16 protein-coding genes are annotated in these 18,772 nt (G+C 73.9%); 7 read left to right on the top strand and 9 right to left on the bottom strand.

Annotated elements, in window-relative coordinates; translation table 11 throughout:
- Positions 1-120: 120 nt before the first annotated feature.
- Positions 121-1,299, bottom strand: a complete 1,179-nt coding sequence (locus R3E88_18665; GenBank protein ID MEZ4218505.1) for an acyl-CoA dehydrogenase family protein — start codon at positions 1,297-1,299, stop codon at positions 121-123.
- Positions 1,300-1,377: 78 nt separating this feature from the next.
- The gene (locus R3E88_18670; GenBank protein MEZ4218506.1) at positions 1,378-1,950 is read right to left on the bottom strand and encodes a nuclear transport factor 2 family protein; all 573 of its coding nucleotides are present in this window, start codon (positions 1,948-1,950) and stop codon (positions 1,378-1,380) included.
- A gap of 167 nt (positions 1,951-2,117) precedes the next feature.
- On the opposite strand from R3E88_18670, the gene R3E88_18675 reads away from it, so the two are divergent.
- From R3E88_18675 to R3E88_18685, 3 genes are read left to right on the top strand one after another with little or no spacing between them, the layout of a single operon-like run.
- Positions 2,118-3,713 carry a FadD3 family acyl-CoA ligase gene (locus R3E88_18675; GenBank protein MEZ4218507.1) on the top strand — a complete coding sequence of 532 codons (1,596 nt, stop codon included), beginning with the start codon at positions 2,118-2,120 and terminating at the stop codon, positions 3,711-3,713.
- A complete protein-coding gene (locus R3E88_18680) occupies positions 3,710-5,335 on the top strand; it encodes an AMP-binding protein (protein ID MEZ4218508.1) in 1,626 nt (541 codons plus the stop codon). The genes R3E88_18675 and R3E88_18680 overlap by 4 nt, the downstream gene beginning before the upstream one ends.
- 15 nt (positions 5,336-5,350) lie before the next feature.
- Complete coding sequence (locus R3E88_18685; GenBank protein MEZ4218509.1) at positions 5,351-6,139, top strand: SDR family NAD(P)-dependent oxidoreductase; 789 nt, start codon at positions 5,351-5,353, stop codon at positions 6,137-6,139.
- Between the two features lie 102 nt (positions 6,140-6,241).
- On the opposite strand, the gene R3E88_18690 is transcribed toward R3E88_18685, so the two are convergent.
- Both R3E88_18690 and R3E88_18695 read right to left on the bottom strand, forming a co-directional pair.
- Positions 6,242-6,964, bottom strand: a complete 723-nt coding sequence (locus tag R3E88_18690) for a hypothetical protein (protein MEZ4218510.1) — start codon at positions 6,962-6,964, stop codon at positions 6,242-6,244.
- A gap of 302 nt (positions 6,965-7,266) precedes the next feature.
- Positions 7,267-8,532 (bottom strand): MFS transporter, encoded by a 1,266-nt coding sequence (locus R3E88_18695; protein ID MEZ4218511.1) that lies wholly within the window; start codon positions 8,530-8,532, stop codon positions 7,267-7,269.
- 170 nt (positions 8,533-8,702) lie between these two features.
- Between R3E88_18695 and R3E88_18700 the strand changes: the two genes are divergently transcribed.
- Positions 8,703-9,956, top strand: a complete 1,254-nt coding sequence (locus R3E88_18700) for an alpha/beta hydrolase (GenBank protein MEZ4218512.1) — start codon at positions 8,703-8,705, stop codon at positions 9,954-9,956.
- Positions 9,957-9,977: 21 nt separating this feature from the next.
- Here R3E88_18700 and R3E88_18705 read toward each other — a convergent pair whose 3' ends face one another.
- Both R3E88_18705 and R3E88_18710 read right to left on the bottom strand, forming a co-directional pair.
- Positions 9,978-10,556: a YkvA family protein gene (locus R3E88_18705; GenBank protein MEZ4218513.1), complete on the bottom strand. Its 579-nt coding sequence runs from the start codon at positions 10,554-10,556 to the stop codon at positions 9,978-9,980.
- Positions 10,557-10,684: 128 nt separating this feature from the next.
- Positions 10,685-10,993: a hypothetical protein gene (locus R3E88_18710; protein ID MEZ4218514.1), complete on the bottom strand. Its 309-nt coding sequence runs from the start codon at positions 10,991-10,993 to the stop codon at positions 10,685-10,687.
- 183 nt (positions 10,994-11,176) lie between these two features.
- Between R3E88_18710 and R3E88_18715 the strand changes: the two genes are divergently transcribed.
- The 3 genes from R3E88_18715 (at position 11,177) to R3E88_18725 (ending at position 15,651) form a co-directional block, all read left to right on the top strand.
- A complete protein-coding gene (locus tag R3E88_18715; protein MEZ4218515.1) occupies positions 11,177-12,490 on the top strand; it encodes an aspartate aminotransferase family protein in 1,314 nt (437 codons plus the stop codon).
- A 153-nt stretch (positions 12,491-12,643) separates the two neighbouring features.
- Positions 12,644-14,188, top strand: a complete 1,545-nt coding sequence (locus R3E88_18720; protein ID MEZ4218516.1) for an aldo/keto reductase — start codon at positions 12,644-12,646, stop codon at positions 14,186-14,188.
- A 137-nt stretch (positions 14,189-14,325) separates the two neighbouring features.
- On the top strand, positions 14,326-15,651 hold the full coding sequence (locus R3E88_18725) for a DUF1329 domain-containing protein (GenBank protein MEZ4218517.1): 1,326 nt from the start codon (positions 14,326-14,328) through the stop codon (positions 15,649-15,651).
- A 10-nt stretch (positions 15,652-15,661) separates the two neighbouring features.
- On the opposite strand, the gene R3E88_18730 is transcribed toward R3E88_18725, so the two are convergent.
- The 3 genes from R3E88_18730 to R3E88_18740 form a co-directional block, all read right to left on the bottom strand.
- A complete protein-coding gene (locus tag R3E88_18730; protein MEZ4218518.1) occupies positions 15,662-16,354 on the bottom strand; it encodes an alpha/beta hydrolase in 693 nt (230 codons plus the stop codon).
- Positions 16,351-17,301, bottom strand: coding sequence for an alpha/beta hydrolase (locus tag R3E88_18735; GenBank protein MEZ4218519.1), 951 nt, complete (start codon positions 17,299-17,301; stop codon positions 16,351-16,353). Before R3E88_18735 ends, R3E88_18730 begins: the two co-directional genes overlap by 4 nt.
- 69 nt (positions 17,302-17,370) lie before the next feature.
- On the bottom strand, positions 17,371-18,612 hold the full coding sequence (locus tag R3E88_18740) for a glycosyltransferase (protein MEZ4218520.1): 1,242 nt from the start codon (positions 18,610-18,612) through the stop codon (positions 17,371-17,373).
- Between the last annotated feature and the right edge of the window lie 160 nt (positions 18,613-18,772).

Here is an 18,772-nt window from a genome sequence, read left to right on the forward strand (position 1 = left end):
AAGCGCAGCCGGCGCCACCCGAGCCAGTTCCGGCCTGCCGAACACGACGCGCCGGCGAGCCATTCGCGGGAAGCGCTCCCGCCGGCCGCCGACCTCGATCCAGTCCGCCCGACCCGCGCGCTACGGCCGCGGTTCGCGCGGCAGTCCGAGCGCCCGCTCGCTGATGATGTTGCGCTGGATCTGGTTCGAGCCCGCGTAGATCGTGTCCGACCGCACGAACAGGTACATCCGCTGCATCTGCGACAGCTCGTACGGGAAGCCGGCGGCGATCTCGCCCTCGGGCCCCATCACGTCCATGTAGAGCTTGCCGAGCTCGCGGTGCCAGGTGGCCCAGAAGATCTTCGTGATCGTGCCTTCGCGCGACAGCTCGGGGTTCGTGCTCGAGAGCGTGCGCATCGCGTTGCCGCGCATGATCTGCAGGCCGATCCAGGCGTCGGCGATGCGCTGGCGCATCACCGGATCCTCGGCCTTCCCGTTGCGCTTCGCGATCGCGATGATCTGCGCGAGCTCGTTCGTGAACTGGAGCTGCTGGCCGAGCGTCGAGGCGCCGCGCTCGAAGGCGAGCGTGCCCATCGCGACGGCCCAGCCCTGGCCCGGCTCGCCGACGATGTGGTCCTTCGCCGTGCGCGCGCCGTTGAAGAAGACCTCGCAGAACTCGCTCGTGCCCGTCATCTGCAGGATCGGGCGCGGCTCGACCCCCGGCTGCTTCATCGGGACGAGCAGGTAGGAGAGCCCCTTGTGCCGCTGCGAGGCCGGGTCGGTGCGCGCGACGACGAAGCACCAGTCGGCCCACGCGCCCCACGACGTCCACACCTTCTGGCCGTCGACGATCCACTCGTCGCCCTCGAGGCGCGCCTTCGTCTGCACGTTCGCGAGGTCGGAGCCGGCGTTCGGCTCGGAGTAGCCCTGGCACCAGATCTCGGTGCCGGAGACGATGCCGGGCAGGAACTTCGCCTTCTGCGCGGGCGTGCCGAACGCGACGATCGTCGGGCCGAGCAGCGTCTCGCCGACGTGGTTCGCGCGGCCGGGCCCGCCGGCGCGCGCGTACTCCTCGTAGAAGATCACCTGCTGCTCGAGCGACAGGCCGCGCCCGCCGTGCTCCTCCGGCCAGCCGACGCACGTCCAGCCGGCCGCCGCGAGCTCGCGCTCCCACGCGAGGCGCTCCTCGAGGAACGCGTGCTCGTCGCCCGGACCGCCGCGCCCGCGGATCTTCTCGAACTCGCCGCGCAGGTTGTCCGCGAGCCAGCCGGCGATCTCGCGGCGGAAGGCCTCGTCCTCGTCGCTGAATCGGGTGTCCACGGCGGCGGAGATTACGAAACGGGCCGGCTCGATACAACGGGTCGCGCGCGCATCGTCGCGCGAGGCGGCGCGCGGCGCTCAGCCCGAGCGGCGGCCGTCGGGCCCGCCATCGCCCTCGAGCGCGGCCCAGAACGACTGCCAGCTCGGGATGTCCTCGGGCACCGTGCCACGCCCGTCGTGGTGCTCGGGCCAGTTCGCCGGACGCTGCGCGAGCGGCCGCTCGGCCGTCTCGACCCCGTACCACAGCACGTGCGTGCGCTTCACGAAGAGCCATGCGCCGTCGCGCTTCTCGTACGTGTCGCGGTACTGGATCGCCTGCTCGATCCAGCGCTCGCCGTCCTGGATCTGCCCGCGGCAGTAGACGACGCCCTTCGCGCGCGTGGCGCTCTCGAAGTCGACGATGTGGTTCCCCACGAACAGGATGGACACGCCGATCGCGCGCAGCGAGGCGGTGAAGAACTCCTTCATCGCGGCGCGGCCGCTCGCCTCGCGCGTCACGCGCACGTCGGGGACGAAGAGCGAGACCAGCAGGTCGAGGTCACGCGCGTCGATCGCGTACGCATAGCGGTAGGCGAGCTGTCGGATCTCGTCGCGCGCGACGACGCGCTCGAGGTCGCTCATGCCGTCGTCGCGGCGCGAGGTCTGGATCACGGGCTCTCCTCGGAGACGGGCGCGGGCCGGGCGGCGCGCCGGCGCGCCGCGATTGAGTCGGCTTCGCGGCGCGCGGTAGAGTACGCCCCCTCGCGACGAGATGCAGCGATGCGGCGCAGGTGCGCGTCCCCCGCGCGGCCGCTCGCGGACGCTCCTGGAGGATCGACATGGCTCCGCTCCACGACATCGCCTCGATCGGCACGACGCCCCGGCTCGTGCGCGCCGCGGCCGAGGCCTACGGCTCGCTCGCCGCGATCGAGGAGGGCGACGTCGCGCTCTCGTTCGAGGACCTCGCGCGCGAGGGGCTGCGCGCCGCGCGCGCGTTCATGGCCGCGGGCGTCGAGCCCGGCGACCGCGTCGCGATCTGGGCGCCGAACGTGTACGAGTGGGTGCTCGCGGCGATCGGCCTGCAGTCCGCGGGCGCCGCGCTCGTGCCGCTCAACACCCGCTACAAGGGCGCCGAGGCGGCCTACATCCTCAACAAGAGCCGCGCGCGCGTGCTGTGCACGGTGGGCGAGTTCCTCGGCACCGACTACGCGGCGCTCGCGCGCGCGCAGGAGACGCCGAGCGTCGAGCGCGTCGTGTCGCTGCGCGGCGCGTCCGAGGGCGCGCAGCCGTGGAGCGCGTTCCTCGCGGAGGGCGAGTCCGTCGCGGAGTCGGCGGCGCTCGCGCGCGCGCTCGCGGTGTCGCCCGACGACCTCGCCGACGTGATGTTCACTTCGGGCACGACGGGCAAGCCCAAGGGCGTGATGACGGCGCACGGGCAGAACCTGCGCGTGTTCGAGGTGTGGAGCGGCGTCGTCGGCCTTCGCGAGGGCGATCGCTACCTCATCGTGAACCCGTTCTTCCACTCGTTCGGCTACAAGGCGGGCTGGCTGTCGTCGATCATGCGCGGCGTCACCGTGCTGCCGCACCCCGTGTTCGACGTGAAGGAGGTGCTCGAGCGCGTCTCGAAGGACCGCATCTCCGTGCTGCCCGCGCCTCCCACGATCTACCAGTCGATCCTCGCCTTCCCCGACCTCGCGAAGTACGACATCTCGAACCTGCGCCTCGCGGTGACGGGCGCGGCGGCGGTGCCCGTCGAGCTCGTCCACCGCATGCGCGACGAGCTCGGCTTCGAGACGATCGTGACGGCCTACGGGCTCACCGAGAGCACGGGCACCGTCAGCATCTGCCAGCCCGACGACGACGCCGAGACGATCGCGAACACGTCCGGCTGCGCGATCCCGGACGTCGAGGTGCGCTGCGTCGACCCGGACGGCCGCGAGGTGCCGCGCGGCGAGCCGGGCGAGGTCGTCGTGCGCGGCTACAACGTCATGAAGGGCTACTTCGAGGACGAGGCCGCGACGCGCGAGGCGATCGACGCCGACGGCTGGCTCCACACGGGCGACATCGCGGTGATGGACGAGCGCGGCTACCTGCGCATCACCGATCGCATCAAGGACATGTTCATCATGGGCGGGTTCAACTGCTATCCCGCCGAGATCGAGAGCCTGCTCTTCGAGATGCCGGGCGTCGCGCAGGTGGCGGTCATCGGCGTTCCCGACGAGCGCATGGGCGAGGTCGGCATGGCCTTCGTCGTGCCGAAGGGGGGCGCCGCGCTCACCCCCGAGGCCGTCGTCGCGTGGTCGCGCCAGCACATGGCGAACTTCAAGGTGCCGCGCTTCGTGAAGCTGCTCGACGCGCTGCCCGTGAACGCATCGGGCAAGGTGACGAAGAACGAGCTGCGCGAGCTGGCCGCGCGCGAGGGCGTCGGCGCATGAGCGACGGCCCGCCGGCGGGCGCGTCCGCGCCGCTCGCCGCCGACACGCTCTGGGGCCTCGTCGCGCGCCGCGCCGAGGCGACGCCCGACGCCGCGATGCTCGTCGGCGAGGACGACCGCGTGCTGTCCTTCGCCGGCTACCGCGACGCGTGCCTGCGCGCGGCGGCCGGGCTCGCGGCGCGCGGCGTCGGCGTCGACACGCCCGTGACGTGGTCGCTCCCGACCTCCATCGAGGCGATCGTGCTCGAGGGCGCGCTCGCGCGGCTCGGCGCGCGCCAGAACCCGGTCATCCCGATCTACCGCGAGCGCGAGTTCGGCTTCATCGCGCGCCAGACGCGCGCGCGCCTGCTGATCGTGCCCCCGGCGTTCCGGCGCTTCGACTACGGCGCGATGGCGCGCGCGCTCGCCGCGGACATCGCCGGGCTCGAGGCGCTCGTCGTCGACGGCGCGCTGCCCGAGGGCGATCCGGGCTCGCTGCCCGCGGAGCCCGCGGCGCCCGCGGCGCCGGCGGCGACGGACGCCGCGAGCGCGCCGGTGCGCTGGGTCTTCTACACGTCCGGGACCACCGCCGACCCGAAGGGCGCCAAGCACACCGACCTCACGCTCATGGTGCACGCGCGCGGCATGGCCGACCGGCTCGCCGTTGGTCCCGCGTCGCGCGTCGCGCTCGCGTTCCCCTTCACGCACATCGGCGGGTCGACGTGGCTGTGCAGCGCGCTCTCGCACGGCTGTGCGCTGCTGCCGATCGCGGTCTTCGAGCCGTCGACGAGCATCCCGCACCTCGCGCGGCACGGCTGCACGCACGCGGGCTCGGGCACGGCCTTCCACCAGGCCTATCTCGCCGCGCAGCGCCGGCAGCCGGGCGTGCCGCTCTTCCCCGACGTCGTCTGCTTCCCGGGCGGCGCCGCCGCGAAGCCGCCCGAGCTCCACTACGAGATGAAGCGCGAGCTCGGCGGCGTCGGCATCGTGTCGGGCTACGGGCTCACCGAGTGCCCCATCATCGCGATGAACGCGACGACCGACCCCGACGAGAAGCTCGCGCACACCGAGGGCCGCGCGACGCCCGAGGGCGCGCGCATCAAGGTCGTGCGGGCGGACGGCTCGATCGCGCGCGCGGGCGAGGAGGGCGAGCTGCGGCTCTCGGGCCCGCAGCTGTGCAAGGGCTACGTCGACGGCGCGCTCGACGCCGAGGCCTTCGACGACGAGGGCTTCTTCCGCAGCGGCGACCTCGGCTTCGTCGACGCCGAGGGCTTCGTGACGATCACGGGGCGGCTCAAGGACGTGATCATCCGCAAGGGCGAGAACATCCCGGCGAAGGAGGTCGAGGACCTCCTCTACACGCATCCGCGGGTGAAGGACGTGGCCGTCGTCGGCCTGCCCGACGCAGCGCTCGGCGAGCGCTGCTGCGCGGTCGTGGTGGACGAGGACGCGTCCGCGCCGCTCGGGTTCGACGAGATGGTCGCCTTCCTGCGCGAGCGGCGGCTCATGGTCCAGAAGATTCCGGAGCAGCTCGAGCACGTCGCCGAGCTGCCGCGCAACCCGTCGGGCAAGGTGCTCAAGAACGAGCTGCGCCGACGTTATGCGGAGCCGCCGCGCGGCGGCGCGCGCGCGAATAGCGAATAGGTAGGAGGAGCAGCGATGGCAGCGGGACGGCTCGCGGGCAGGGTGGCCGTGATCACGGGCGGCGCGTCGGGCATCGGGCTCGCGTGCGCGCGGCTGTTCGGGGCGGAGGGCGCGAAGGTGGCCTGCCTCGACCTCAACGAGCCCGACGCGAAGGCGCGCGCGGGTGTCGAGGCGGCGGCGCCCGGCGCGCGCTTCGCCGCGGGCGTCGACGTGCGCGACGAGGCGGGGCTCGCGGCCGCGATCGACGATGCCGCGCGCGCGTTCGGCCGCATCGACGTGCTCGTGAACGCGGCGGGCGTCGGCGGGGGCGGCGTGCCGCACGAGCTCGACGTGGCGGAGTACGACCGCGTCGTCGACATCAACATGAAGGGCACGTTCCTCGCCTCGAAGCACGCGCTGCGTCACATGGTCGGCCAGGGCTCCGGCGCGATCGTGAACCTCGCGAGCGTCGAGGGGCTCGAGGGCATGAGCGGCTCGCTCCCGTACAACGCGTCGAAGGGCGGCGTCGTGCTGATGACGAAGACGCTCGCGATCGACTACGCGCCGCACGGCATCCGCGTGAACTGCGTGTGCCCGGGCCTGATCGAGACGCCACTCACGGCCATCCTGCGCGACACGCCCGAGCTCGCATCCCACAACCGGCAGATGCGCGCGTGGCACGCGATGAACCGCTTCGGCCAGCCCGAGGAGGTGGCCACCTGCTGCCTCTTCCTCGCGTCGGACGAGGCGTCGTTCGTGACGGGCAGCTCGCTCGTCGTCGACGGCGGCTGGACGGCGGGCAAGCGCATCCTCGCCGAGGGCTGAGCGCGGCGCGCGCCGCGCGGCGATCGGCGTCGGCGTGGAGACGCGAAGAGGGCCGCCCGGCTCGCGCCGAGCGGCCCTCGAAGAGCCGGGCGACTCCGCGCGCTAGCGCTTGCGGAGCGCCGTGCGCATGCCGCCGACCAGCAGGCCGAGCGCGAGCGCGCCGGCGCCGACGAGCGGGAGCGCCGGGACGCCGCCGCCGACGAAGACGCCGCGCAGCAGGTACTGGCCGTTCGTCGTTCCGCCGTTCTGCGTGCCGTTGATGTAGCCGCTCACCGCCGAGTAGTCGCCCTCGGCGTCGAACGCCCACGTGCCGAGGTCGTACGTCGGCGAGTTGATGTCGGGTGCGTTCACGGTGACGCCGTGCGGCACCTGCGTGCCCGCGGTGCAGATCGTCTGCGGGCTCGAGGCGCAGAAGGTGAACCCCGTGCGCGACCAGCCGCCGAGGACGCCCCAGTCGATCGTGCCGCCCGGGGCCGTGCTTCCGGGAGCGACGAAGGGAACCGCCGGCTTCTCGGTCGGGCGCGAGATCACGAACACGTACGAGCCGGGTCCGAAGACCGAGGTCGTGTCGAAGTTCGTGTTCACGAGGGGCTCGATCGTCAGCCCCGTCAGCGTGACGGTTCCGCCGCCCGTGTCCGTGATCTGCGCGCCGCCGGCGACCGTGCCGGGCGAGGCCTGGATCGGCGGGCAGAGCGTGGTCGTGAATCGCAGGCGATCGCTCGGCGTGCCGTGCGGCGGCGTCGAGTCGTAGACCTTGACGACGGCCGCACTCGGGCCGGCGAGGGCGACGAGCGCGAGCGCCGCGAGGAGCGTTCGGAGCTTCATGGATCCTCCGGGAGCGTCCGCTCTCCGCGGCGCTCGGAATCGTGGATGGGACTCGCTGGAAGCGACGCGACCGGGAGACCCCGTCTCGGTGCGACACAGACCGGCGTGGCCCGAACCGGTGCACGTGGCGTGCCTGCACAGCGGGCGCGCAGGACGCCGTACGGACCGGCAACGTCCGTCCGCGCTGGGGGAGAACGCACCATCTGGCGCGATTCCCGCCATGCGATCGGTGCGGACGCGTACGACTCCAGCGGGCGGACGCGCGCGCGACGCGGCGCAGGTTGCGAGCGCGAGCCGGCCGATCAGCGACCGCGCTCGTCGCGCACGAACAGCGTCGCCGCGAAGCTCGACACCGCGAGCGCCGCGAAGAGCGCGAACGCGGCGCGGTAGTCCCCGTGCGCGTCGTAGAGGTGGCCGGCGACGAGCGTCCCGACCGCGCCCGCCCAGAGCAGGAACATCAGCGCGCCGTAGATCTCCGCGAGGTGGCGCGGGCCGAAGCAGTGCTCGATCGCGAGCGGGTAGCTCACGTCGCGCGCGGCCGTCGCGGCGCCGAACGCGACGAGCACGGGCGGGCCGAGCCACGGCGAGGGGAGCGCGAGCAGGCCGGCCGTCCCGATCGCGAGCAGCGCGAACTGCACGCGGAGCGCGACGCGCGCGTCGATCCCGTCGGCGATCGCGCCGAAGACCGGCTTCGCGACGAGGCCGACGCCGACCGCGAGGCCGAGCGCCGCGCTCGCCTCGGTGCGCGGGAGCCCGCCGTCGCGCAGCGACGCGACGAGGTGGTCGAGCACGCCGACGAACACGAAGAAGAACGCGCCGAGCGCCCACGCGAGGATCCAGAAGCTGCGCGTGCGGAGCGCGTCGGCGAGCGCGAGGTCGGCGCGCGCGGCGGGCACCGCGGGGCCGGGTGCGGGCGCGGCCGCCGGGCGCGGGTCGACCTCGTGCGCGCCGGGCTCGTCGCCGCGCGGCATGCGGAGTACGAAGAGCGCGAACGGCAGCATGAGCGCGGCGCCGACGACGCCGACCTGGAGCACGGCCGCGCGCCACCCGTGCGCGGCCGCGAGGCGCGGGAGCGCCGTGGCGAGCAGGTAGCCCGCGACGTTCGAGCCGGCGAAGACGAGCCCGAGCGCGAGCCCGCGCGCGCGCGTCACCCAGCGCGCGACGATCGCACCGACGACGACGTCGCCGAGACCGACGGCGACGAGCCCCTGCAGCGCGGCCGCCGTGCCGAACGCCGCGAGCGAGCCCATCTCGCTCAGGATCCACTGGCTCGCGAGCAGGCACGCGACCGAGCCCACGAGAATGGGGCGCGCGCCGAGCCTCGCGAGCGCGATGCCCGCGATCGGGCTCGCGACCGACATCATGATCATCTGCGGCACGCGCACGAACGAGAACTCGGCGCGCGTCCAGCCGAGCTCGGCCGTGATGTCGTTGAGCACGTGGCCGTAGGTGTGGCCGTAGCCGAGCGCGAGCTGGCAGACGAAGCCGCCGAGGACGACGAGCGCCGCGGGTCGCGCGACGCGCGATGCCGGCGACGCGGCGTCGGGAGGGGCGGGCGCGTCCGGCACGGGGGCCTCGCTGTCGGGCGGAGCGGTCGAGGCCGCGCCGTCGGTTGAACCGGCGGGAAGGCGTAGCCTACTCTGCGGCCTCGCGAGCGGCACGCGCTCCGCGCGGCGGTGCGCCGCCGTCTCGCATCCATCTCCCGCGCGCGGCGCGCGCGAGCGCGCGAGTGTCGACGATGACTCCCTCCTCGGTCTCCGAGTGGTACCTGCTCGCCAGCGTGTTCGGCGCCGCGTGGACGGCGGCGGCGTGGCTCGGGCTGCGGCACGTCGGCTGGACGCTGCCCGCCTACTTCATGATGTCGTGGCTCACCGGCGAGCTCGCGCTCTTCCACGTCGCGTGGCAGGCGGCGGCGACGCTCGGGTTCGTCGCGTTCGGCGGCCTCGCGGGCGGCGCCGGCGCGCTCGGGCTCGCCGTGTCGTTCGCGTCGTGGACGGGGCTCGTCGCGCTGCAGCGGCGCGCCTCGCTCGCGGGGAGCGCGTTCGAGCGCGCGCTCGCCGAGACGCTCGGCGACGACTATCTCGAGCGCGTGCCCGGCGAGCGGCGCGCGCTGCTGCGCGAGGCGATCGCGCCGCGCGACTGGTCGCGCCCCTTCGCGTTCAAGAGCGACGCCGTCGAGGTGCTGCGCGACCTGCCGTACGGCCCCGCCGGCAAGCGCAACCTGCTCGACGTCTACCGGCCTCGGCGCGACGTCGCGAACGCGCCCGTGCTGCTGCAGATCCACGGCGGCGCCTGGACGATCGGCAACAAGGAGCAGCAGGGCCAGCCGCTGATGGTGCACCTCGCCGAGCGCGGCTGGGTGTGCGTCGCGATCAACTACCAGCTGAGCCCGCGAGCGCGCTTCCCCGAGCACCTGGTCGACGCCAAGCGCGCGATGAAGTGGATCCGCGAGAACGTCGCGACCTACGGCGGCGATCCGAGCTTCGTCGCCGTGACGGGCGGGTCGGCGGGCGGACACCTGAGCGCGCTCTTCGCGCTCACGGCGAACGAGCCCTCGCTGCAGCCGGGCTTCGAGGACGTGGACACGAGCGTGGTCGCGGCCGTCCCGTTCTACGGCATCTACGACTTCGCCGACCGCGACGACGTGCGCGGGCGCAGCTCGATGCGCGGCTTCCTCGAGCGCTACGTGATGCCGGCGCGGCTCGCCGACGATCCGGAGGCCTGGGATCGCGCGTCGCCGGTGCGCTGGGTGCGCGAGGACGCGCCGCCCTTCTTCGTCATCCACGGGAGCTACGACGCGCTCGCCTTCGTCGAGGACGCGCGCCTGTTCGTGACGGCGCTGCGCGAGCGGTCGCGCGAGCCCGTCGTGTATGCCGAGATCCCGTACGCGCAGCACGCCTTCGACGTGTTCCACAGCGAGCGCTCGGCGCAGGCGGTGAACGCCGTGACGCGCTTCCTCGAGTGGGTGCGCGCGCGCGCCGGCCACGCCTGAGCGCGCGCTCCGCGGCGGCGCCTAGAAGAGCGAGAAGGGCCGGGTCGACGACGGCGTGCGCTGGCGGGCCGAGCGGCGGCGCATGCGCCGCCGGCGCATGCGCGCGTGCAGGTCGCGGCGCCGCGCTTCGAGGCTCGCCTGGGCGTCGGCCGGGCGGGCGGCCGCGCTCTTGCGGCGCCCGTCGAGCTTCCTGCGGAAGGCGCAGAAGTCGTCGTAGGCCTCGATGTCGGGGCGCAGCTCGGTGACGACGAGCTCGACCATGATGGCGTCGTCGATGAAGCCGAGGCCGGGCACCGAGTCCGGGATCAGGTCGACGGGCTCGTTGAAGTAGGCGAGGGCGCTGACGATGCGGTCGCGGTTGTCGCCGCTGAGCGACCACTCGCGATCCTCGAGCATCGCGACGAGCTTCGGCAGGTGCGCGAGCCGCTCGCGCACGAAGTCCGGCACTTCCGCCGCCTCGACCGCGGCCGCGAGCTTGCGCGCGCTCGCGACGATCTTCTTCTCGGGGGTCTTGCGCGCGGCGTGGCGCGCGTGCCGCATGATCGAGCGGAAGTGGCGAAGGTCCTTGTCGCTGAGCTCGAACGTGACCCTGAGCGGCACGGCATCTCCTCGCGCGCCGGTCGCGCGCCGCGCGGATCTTCCCCGCTGTCCCGGCAGGGGTCAAGCGCGGCGCGCGCGCGGCGAGCGCGTGCGCCGTCGGAGTCGGACGCGGCGATGCGGGAGGAGCGCTACTCGGCGTTCGTCCGGTACGGGAGCCAGGCGCCGTCGCCCTCGATGAACTCGTAGCCGAGCGGCATCTGTCGCGAGTTCTCCCAGGTCGCGATCGCCGGCACCGTGCCGCCCGCGATCGACTTCGTGCCGTCGGCGGCGGTCGTGCAGCGCAGCCACGGGTACTTGATCTGCGTGAGCTGCGGGCACGCATCGGCGGCGACCTCGGGCGCGGGGTCGGCCAGCGAGATCGAGCCGAGCGCACCGGCGGCGCCGGCGAGCAGGGTGGAAGCGGCGACGAGCGAGAGCGTGTGGACGAGCGTGCGCATGAGAGCCTCCGGGTGAGCGTGCGATCCGCCGACGGCCCCCCATCGGGTTGCGATCCAACACGTGGGCTTCTACCACCGCGCGCGCGCCGCCGTCAACGCGGCCCGTTCGCGCTCGCGACTGCGCGCCGTCGTCGCGCGGGGTGCGCGCGGCGACGAGAACGGCGCGCCGGCGCGGGGCGCGACGTGCGAGGCTCGGGCGAGCGCGGGCCGCCGGGCCGCGCACCGACGCAGGAGGACGCCGACGTGCGACACGCCATGCCCGATCGCGGAGCGCCCTGGCGCGAGCTCGAGGAGCGCATGCGCGCCTACGCCGCGGACGACGTCGACTGGCGCGACGGCCGCGCCGCCGTCTACGTCTTCCACGCCGGCGCCGACGTGCTCGACGTCGCCAAGCAGGCGTACGCGCTCTTCCAGTCCGAGAACGGGCTCGGGCCCGCGGCGTTCCCGAGCCTCGCGCGCATGGAGCGCGAGGTCGTCGACATGGGCCTCTCGCTGCTGCGCGCACCCGACGGCGCGTGCGGGAACATGACGTCCGGGGGCTCCGAGTCGATCTTCATGGCGGTGAAGGCGTGTCGCGATGCGGCGCGCGCGGCGGGGCGCGAGGTGGCGGGCGGCGAGATCGTGCTGCCGCGCTCGGCGCACCCGGCCTTCGACAAGGCCGCGCAGTATCTCGGGCTCGCGACGCGGCGCGTGCCCGTCGCCGCCGACTTCACCGCCGACGTCGACGCGATGGCCGCGGCGTGCGGCGCGCGCACGCTGATGCTCGTGGGCTCCGCGCCCTGCTTCCCGTACGGCCTCGTCGACCCGATCCCGGCACTCGGCGCGCTCGCCGAGGAGCGCGGCCTGTGGCTCCACGTCGACGCCTGCGTCGGCGGCTACTTCGCGCCGTTCGCGCGCATGAACGGCGTCGACGTCGGCGACTTCGACTTCGCGGTGCCGGGCGTGTGCAGCATCTCGGCCGATCTCCACAAGTACGGCTACGCGGCGAAGGGCGCGTCGACCGTGTTCCACCGCAGCGAGGCGCAGCGCGCGCACCAGGTGTTCACGTTCGACGACTGGCCGGCCGGCGGGATGACCACGCCGACGGCCGCGGGCACGCGCCCGGGCGGCGCGATCGCCGCGGCGTGGGCGGTGATGAACTACCTCGGTGTCGAGGGCTACCGCGCGAAGGCGCGCGAGGTGGTCGCGACGCGCGAGAAGATCGCGACCGGTGTCGCCGCGACGGGCGAGCTCGCGGTCGTGGGCGACCCGCGGCTCGGGCTGCTCGCCTATCGAGCGCGCGACCCCGAGGCGCTCGCCGTGTTCGCCGTGTGGGCGCGCCTCAAGGCGCGCGGCTGGTTCACGGGCGTCATCACCGAGCCGCACGGGATCCATCTCATGTTGTCGCCGGCCCACGCGCGCGTCGCGGACGCGTACCTCGCGGACGTCGCGGTCGCCCTCGACGAGGTGCGCGCCCACCGCGAGACGGGTGCCGGCGTGGAGGCCCGCTACAGCTGATCGCGCGCGGCGCGCTGGTCACGCCGCTCCGCGTGTGAGACGCTGCGGCGACCTGCAGCTCGCACGGCGCGCAGCTCGGAGCTCGCATCTCGCATCTGGGAACTTGGAGCTCGGAGCTCGGAGCTCGCAGCTCGCAGCTCGGAGGGGGAGGCCATGAGCGCACCGGACGATCGGCATCGCTCGAGCGGCAGCGACGGGCGCGTCGCGGCCGCGGCGGCCGCGCGGGCGGCGCTCGCGGCCTGGGTCGCGGCCGTCGCGCTCGGCGCCTTCGGGCTCGCGCCGACGATCGCCGCGATGGCCGAGGGCATCGACCGCCCCTATCTCCCGATGGTCGGCCCGGTCGCCTTCGCGGGCGCGCTCGTGCTCGCGGTCGCGCTCACCGTGCGCTGGGTGGCCGCGCTCGGGCGCGAGGCGCGCGCGGCGGCCCCGGGCGCCGCATCGACGCCGGCGCGGCGCCGCTTCCTGTTCGGCGGGCTCGCGATGGCGGGGGGCGTCGCGGGCGTCGGCGCGGGCGTGCTCTCGCGCATCGCGCCCTGGTACACGGTCACGCTCTCGAACATCGTGAACCCGAAGGTCGAGACGACGAACCCGTCGCCGCGGCCCGAGTGGGCGGCGTCGCGCGTGCGCGCGTACCGGCGGCTCGGGCGCACGGGCTTCGAGGTGTCCGACGTCTCGCTCGGATCGGGACGGATCGCGGGCTCCACGAACGGCGAGGCGATCGCGCGCGCGGCGATCGAGCGCGGCGTGAACTACTTCGACACGTCGCCCGACTACTCCGAGGCCGGCTCGGAGCTCGTGCTCGGACGCGCCATCCAGGGCCGGCGCGACCGCATGTTCCTCGCGACCAAGTTCTGCACGCCGACGGGCCACCTCGGGGCGCAGGCGAGCGTCGGCGAGTACGTCCGCGTCGTCGAGGACAGCCTGCGGCGGCTGCAGACCGACTACGTCGACCTCGTCCACATCCACTCGTGCGACTCGGTCGACCGCCTCATGGCGGAGAACGCGCACGAGGCGTTCGACCGGCTGCGCGAGCAGGGCAAGGCGCGCTTCCTCGGCTTCTCGAGCCACACGCCGAACCTCGTCGGCGTCGCCGACCGCGCGATCGAGAGCGGCCGCTTCGACGTGATGATGCTCGCCTACCACCACGGCGCCTGGCCGCACCTCGCCGACGTGATCGCGCGCGCGGCGCGCGCCGATGTGGGCGTCGTGGCCATGAAGACGCTCAAGGGCGCGCGCCACAAGGGCATGGAGGCCTTCCGCGGCGAGACGGACGCGTACTCGCAGGCCGCCTTCAAGTGGGTGCTCTCGAACCCGGACGTCGCGTGTCTCGTGGTGTCGTTCTTCGAGCTGCAGCACGTCGACGAGTACCTCTACGCGTCGGGCCGCGCGCTCGAGGCGCACGACGTCGCGCTGCTCGAGCGCTACGACCGCGAGATCGCGGGCGTGCACTGCTACGCGCACTGCGGCGACTGCCTCGACGCGTGTCCGCTCGACGTGCCGATCGCCGACGTGCTCCGCCACCGGATGTACTTCGAGGACTACGGCACGCAGAAGCTCGCGATGCAGGAGTACGCGCGCCTCGAGCGCGACGCGTCGGTGTGCGTCGGCTGCGCGGCGCCCTGCGCGGGCGCGTGCCCGCACGGCCTCCCGCTGCAGGAGCGGCTCGTCGACGCGCACCGGATGCTGACGCTCGTCTGACGCGCGGATCGCCGGGAGGGACGAATCGCCATCCGGCCCCGCGGTGTCGATCTGACTCGAAGTCTCGCGTGCGACGTTTAGAATGCGGCGCCATCCGATGTCCGGGGAACGGTGTCGGGGGAAAGCCAGGAGGAATCATGCGCCCCAGCTCGATCGTCTCGGTCCTCGCCGCGGCCCTGCTCGCCGCGCCTCTCGTCGCCTCCGCCCAGCGCGATGCGGGCAGCTCCAACCCGCCCTTCAAGGAAGGCGACGTCATCACCTTCGATCAGGTCGACGAGCTCCGCGACTACCTGCCGAAGGAGTTCTGGGCCAACCGCGACTTCTTCTTCTACGAAGGCATGCAGATGCGGATCGGCCCCTTCTACCGCGACTACAGCGAGGCGGACGTCTTCCGGAAGGCGACCGAGCGCTTCAAGGGCCAGGCGAAGATCGGCCCCGACAACAGCCTCCAGAACTACACCGCCGGCTTCCCGTTCGACATGAGCAAGATCGACTGCAAGGGCGACCCGCAGGCGGGCGTCAAGATCATGTGGAACTTCGACTACCAGTGGTGGGGCGACGGAGCGAACGCGAGCTTCTGGTACTCGTACTGGGATCGCGGCGAGGAGCTTCCGCTCTACTACGAGGGCACGTCGAAGCGCATCACGCTGTCGAACCGCCCCGAGCCGCAGTACCTCGACGAGAACGACGGCGACATCTTCCGCGGCGAGAAGCGCAAGCAGGCGAACGGCATCGAGGTGACCGGCCCGTTCGACGCGCGCGGCATCAACCTCATGTCGTACCGCTACAAGTCGTCGGACCTCCCGCGCTCCGAGGCGAAGAACGACGACACGTGGGTCTACCTGCCGACGCTGCGCCGCGTGCGCCGCATCTCGACCGCGCAGCGCACCGATGCGGTGTCGGGCACGGACTTCACGCTCGACGACCTGTTCAGCTTCTCGGGCATCATCCCGCAGTACGAGTGGAAGTGCCTCGGCGAGATGGAGATCCTCGCGCCGATGAACACGAAGGTGAAGGCCTACCCGTACGCGAAGGACCACAGCTTCGGCCCGTACGGTCTCTCCTACGCGGACGACCAGTGGGAGCTGCGCAAGGCGGTGAAGGTGCGGTTCATCCCGAAGAACACGGACCACCCGTACCACCACAAGGACATCTACATCGACAAGCAGACCCTCACGGCGCTCTACTCCTTCGCGTACGACCGCAAGGAGGAGCTCTGGAAGATCCTCTGGCACAACCACCGCTGGAGCGGCGACAAGGATCTCACCGAGGGCGACTGGTATCCGGGCTGGGAGAACGTCGACGAGCCGCGCGACCTGCGGATCGTGAGCGACATGATCGTGAACGTGCAGACGGGCACGGGCAACCGGATCGAGTTCTGGGACAACAACGGGACGCCCCTGCAGAGCAAGGGCAAGATCCGCCGCTACATCGACGTCGGCCGCCTGACCAAGGGTCGCTAGTCGCGCGCCGCTAGTCGGCGAGGCGACGGAGGGCGTCGGCCGGGCTCGCTGCGGCGAGCCAGGCCGGCGCCTTCGCGCATTCGGACCACCACGGCGGCGCGGGCGCGCACGGCGCGGCGACGAGGCGCCGCGCGCGCTCGGCGTAGGCGCGCGCGTACGCGGGCGGGCGCGGCTCGGCGTCGGCGAGCGCGACGCGCGGGTCGGGACGGACCGCCGGGCGCGGCGCGCCCCGCGGCGCCGCGCGGGGCGGCAGCGGGGCGAGCGCGCCGCCGAGGTCGGGCTCCGGGCCCGCACCGGCGAGCCCCGCGCCGGGCAGCAGCGCGGCGCCGCGCACGACCGCGGGCCGCGCGCCCGCGAGCAGCATCGCCACGTAGGCGCCGACGCCGCGCCCGGCCACGCAGACCGGCGCCGATCCGCTCGCGCCGATGGCGGCGAGCGCCGCATCCGCGTCGGCTGCGAAGCCCTCCGCCCAGTAGGCCGAGCCGCGACAGTCCGCGGACGCTCCGTGGCCGACGAAGTCGAGCGCGTAGATCGCGCGCGCGCGCGGCCACGCGAGCACGTCCGCCTCGTCGTCGGTCCAGCGTGCGCTCGAGCCTCCGAGCTCGTGCAGCAGGAGCAGCGCGGGCGCGCCGGCGTCGGCGCGCCCGTCGCGCACGACGTGCAGCGCGAGCCGCGCGCGCGCACGCACGAGCTCGCGCATCACGACACCTCCTCGAGGAACGCGCGCACGACCCGCGCCGTCTCCGCGGGGTGCTCCATGTGGACGAAGTGCCCGGCGTCCGCGACCACCGCGCGCCGCCACTGCGACGCGGGGACGAAGCGCAGGCGCGCCTGCAGCGTCGCTTCGTCGCACGGCCCCCACGCGTCGGGCGTGTCGCCGGTGAGCGCGAGCACGGGCGCGCGCAGTCCCTTCCACAGCGGCGCGATCCAGCTCGCGTGCCAGGGCCCGTGCCCGGCCGCGGTCAGCGGGTCGACCTTCCAGACCCAGCCGTCCTCGGTCGCCCGCGCGCAGTGGAACCCGAAGTAGCGCATCCACGCCGCCGGGATGCGCGGGTTCTGCGCCGCGCGCCGCGCGAGCAGCGCGTCGAGCGTCGGATAGGGCCGCCACGCGAAGCCCCGCTCCGCGAGCACGCGCATGTGATCGAGGAACTCCGCGCAGCCGTCGGCCGGGTGTCGCTCCGGCGTCGGCGCCTCGTCGGCGAGGCGGAAGCCTCCCTCGGGCGGGCCGAAGCCGTCGATGTCGACGACGCTGCGGACGCGTTCGGGGAACGCGACGGCGGCGTCCATCGCGAGCCCGCCGCCGCGGCTGTGGCCGACGACGTGGGCGGGCGTGCCGATCCATGCGAGCAGGGCGCCGATGTCGCGCACGTCCATCGACCACGGGTACGCGTCCGCCCAGTCGGAGTCGCCGTGGCCGCGCGCGTCGAAGGCGACGACGCGGAAGTCCGCCGCGAAGTGGCGCGCGAAGGCGTCGAAGCCGCGCGCGGTGTCCCAGAGCCCGTGCGCGAGCAGGAGCGGCGTCGCGTCGCGCGGACCCCACTCGTAGACGCACAGTCCGATGCCGTCGACGTCGACGCGCGCGATGCGCTCGGGCGCGAGCGCGTCGGGGTGGTGCGGAGCGTCGATCGCGTGCGGGACGGAGCTCGGCATCGGGGACCGGGGGCGCGGGCGGTGAGCGGAGCGCGCAGCCTACCACAGCCCGGGCGGTCCGCCGGCTTGTTAGGCGCTCCCGAGTCCGAGCACGCGCGCGGGCGGGCCGAGCGCGACGAGGTCCGCGTGCATCCGCGCCGCGAGCTGACGCGCGCGCTCCGCCATCCACTCGTTGTCGAGCACGCCGCGGAGCGCCGTCGCGAGGCGGTCGGCGTCGAGGCGCGCGCGCGAGACGGCCGGGCCCGCCACGCCGCGCGCGCGAGCGGCGTGGGCCCACCAGAACTGGTCCGCGATGTGCGGCACGACGACCTGCGGCGTGCCGGCGCGCGCCGCCGTCGTCGTCGTGCCCGCTCCGCCGTGGTGGACGATGGCCGCGCAGCGCGGGAAGAGCGCCGCGTGCGGCAGCGAGCCGACGCGCTCGACGTGCGACGGCAGCGCCCCGTCGCCGAGCCCCGCCCATCCGGTCGAGATCAGCGCGCGGCAGCCGGCGCGCTCGACCGCGTCGAGCAGCGTGCGCGTCGTCGCTGCGGGATCCGGATCCGACATGCTGCCGAACCCGATGTAGACCGGCGGCTCGCCCGCCTCGAGGAAGCGCTCGAGCTTCTCGGGCAGCGGCACGCTCGTATCGAACGCGTGGAGCGCGGCGATGCGATCGATGCGCTCGACGGTGTGCGCGAGGTGCGCGCCGAGCGGCGCGAGCGCCGGGTCGGCCGCGAGGATCGGCGCGTCGGTGAGCAGGAGGCGCAGCACGTCGCCGGCGGGCGGGAGCCCGAGGCGGCGGCGGTGCGGCGCGATCGCGCGCGCGATCGAGAGCCGGAACGGCGGCAGGAAGAGCCGCCAGAGCGCGCGGTTCAGCCACGCGGGCCCGCTCGCGAACGGAAGCAGGAAGGGCGCGTGCTCGGGCGACGGGAGCATCACCGGGCAGAAGAAGACGTAGCGATACGGAATGCGCGCGTGCTCGGCGGCGCTCGCCGCGGCGAGCTGCACGCCGGCGCCGATCATCACGTCGCTCTCCGCGGCGAGCGCGAGCGACGCGTCGATCTGTGCGGCGAGGCTCTCGCGCGCGAACCGGTCGAAGGCGAGGGCGGCGCGCAGGCCGCCGCGCGCGATCGCGCGCGCGTTCGCGGCGACGAAGGCGTGGACATCGGAGGATGGTGCGCAGAAGCGCATCCCGCGCCGCTCGACGACCTCGCGGAAGCCCGGCGCGCAGGCGAACGCGACGCGGTGTCCGTCGCGCGCGAGCGCGGCGCCGAGCTCGAGCATGGGGGCGACGTCGCCGCGCGTGCCCTCGGCCGCGATGCCTACGCGCATGCGGCGGGCCTCGGCGACGAGGCGCTTCGCCGCCCGGGTGCGACGCCGGCGATGCGGCCGGCCGGGCGGGGCGTCCGCGCGCGTGCGAGCGTGCGGGCCGGAACGATCGCGACGGGCTCCACGTGGGGGCGCGGCTCCATGACCGGCCTCTATCGCGGCG

It is taken from the genome of Myxococcota bacterium (assembly GCA_041389495.1).
GTDB lineage: Bacteria > Myxococcota_A > UBA9160 > UBA9160 > UBA4427 > JAWKRT01.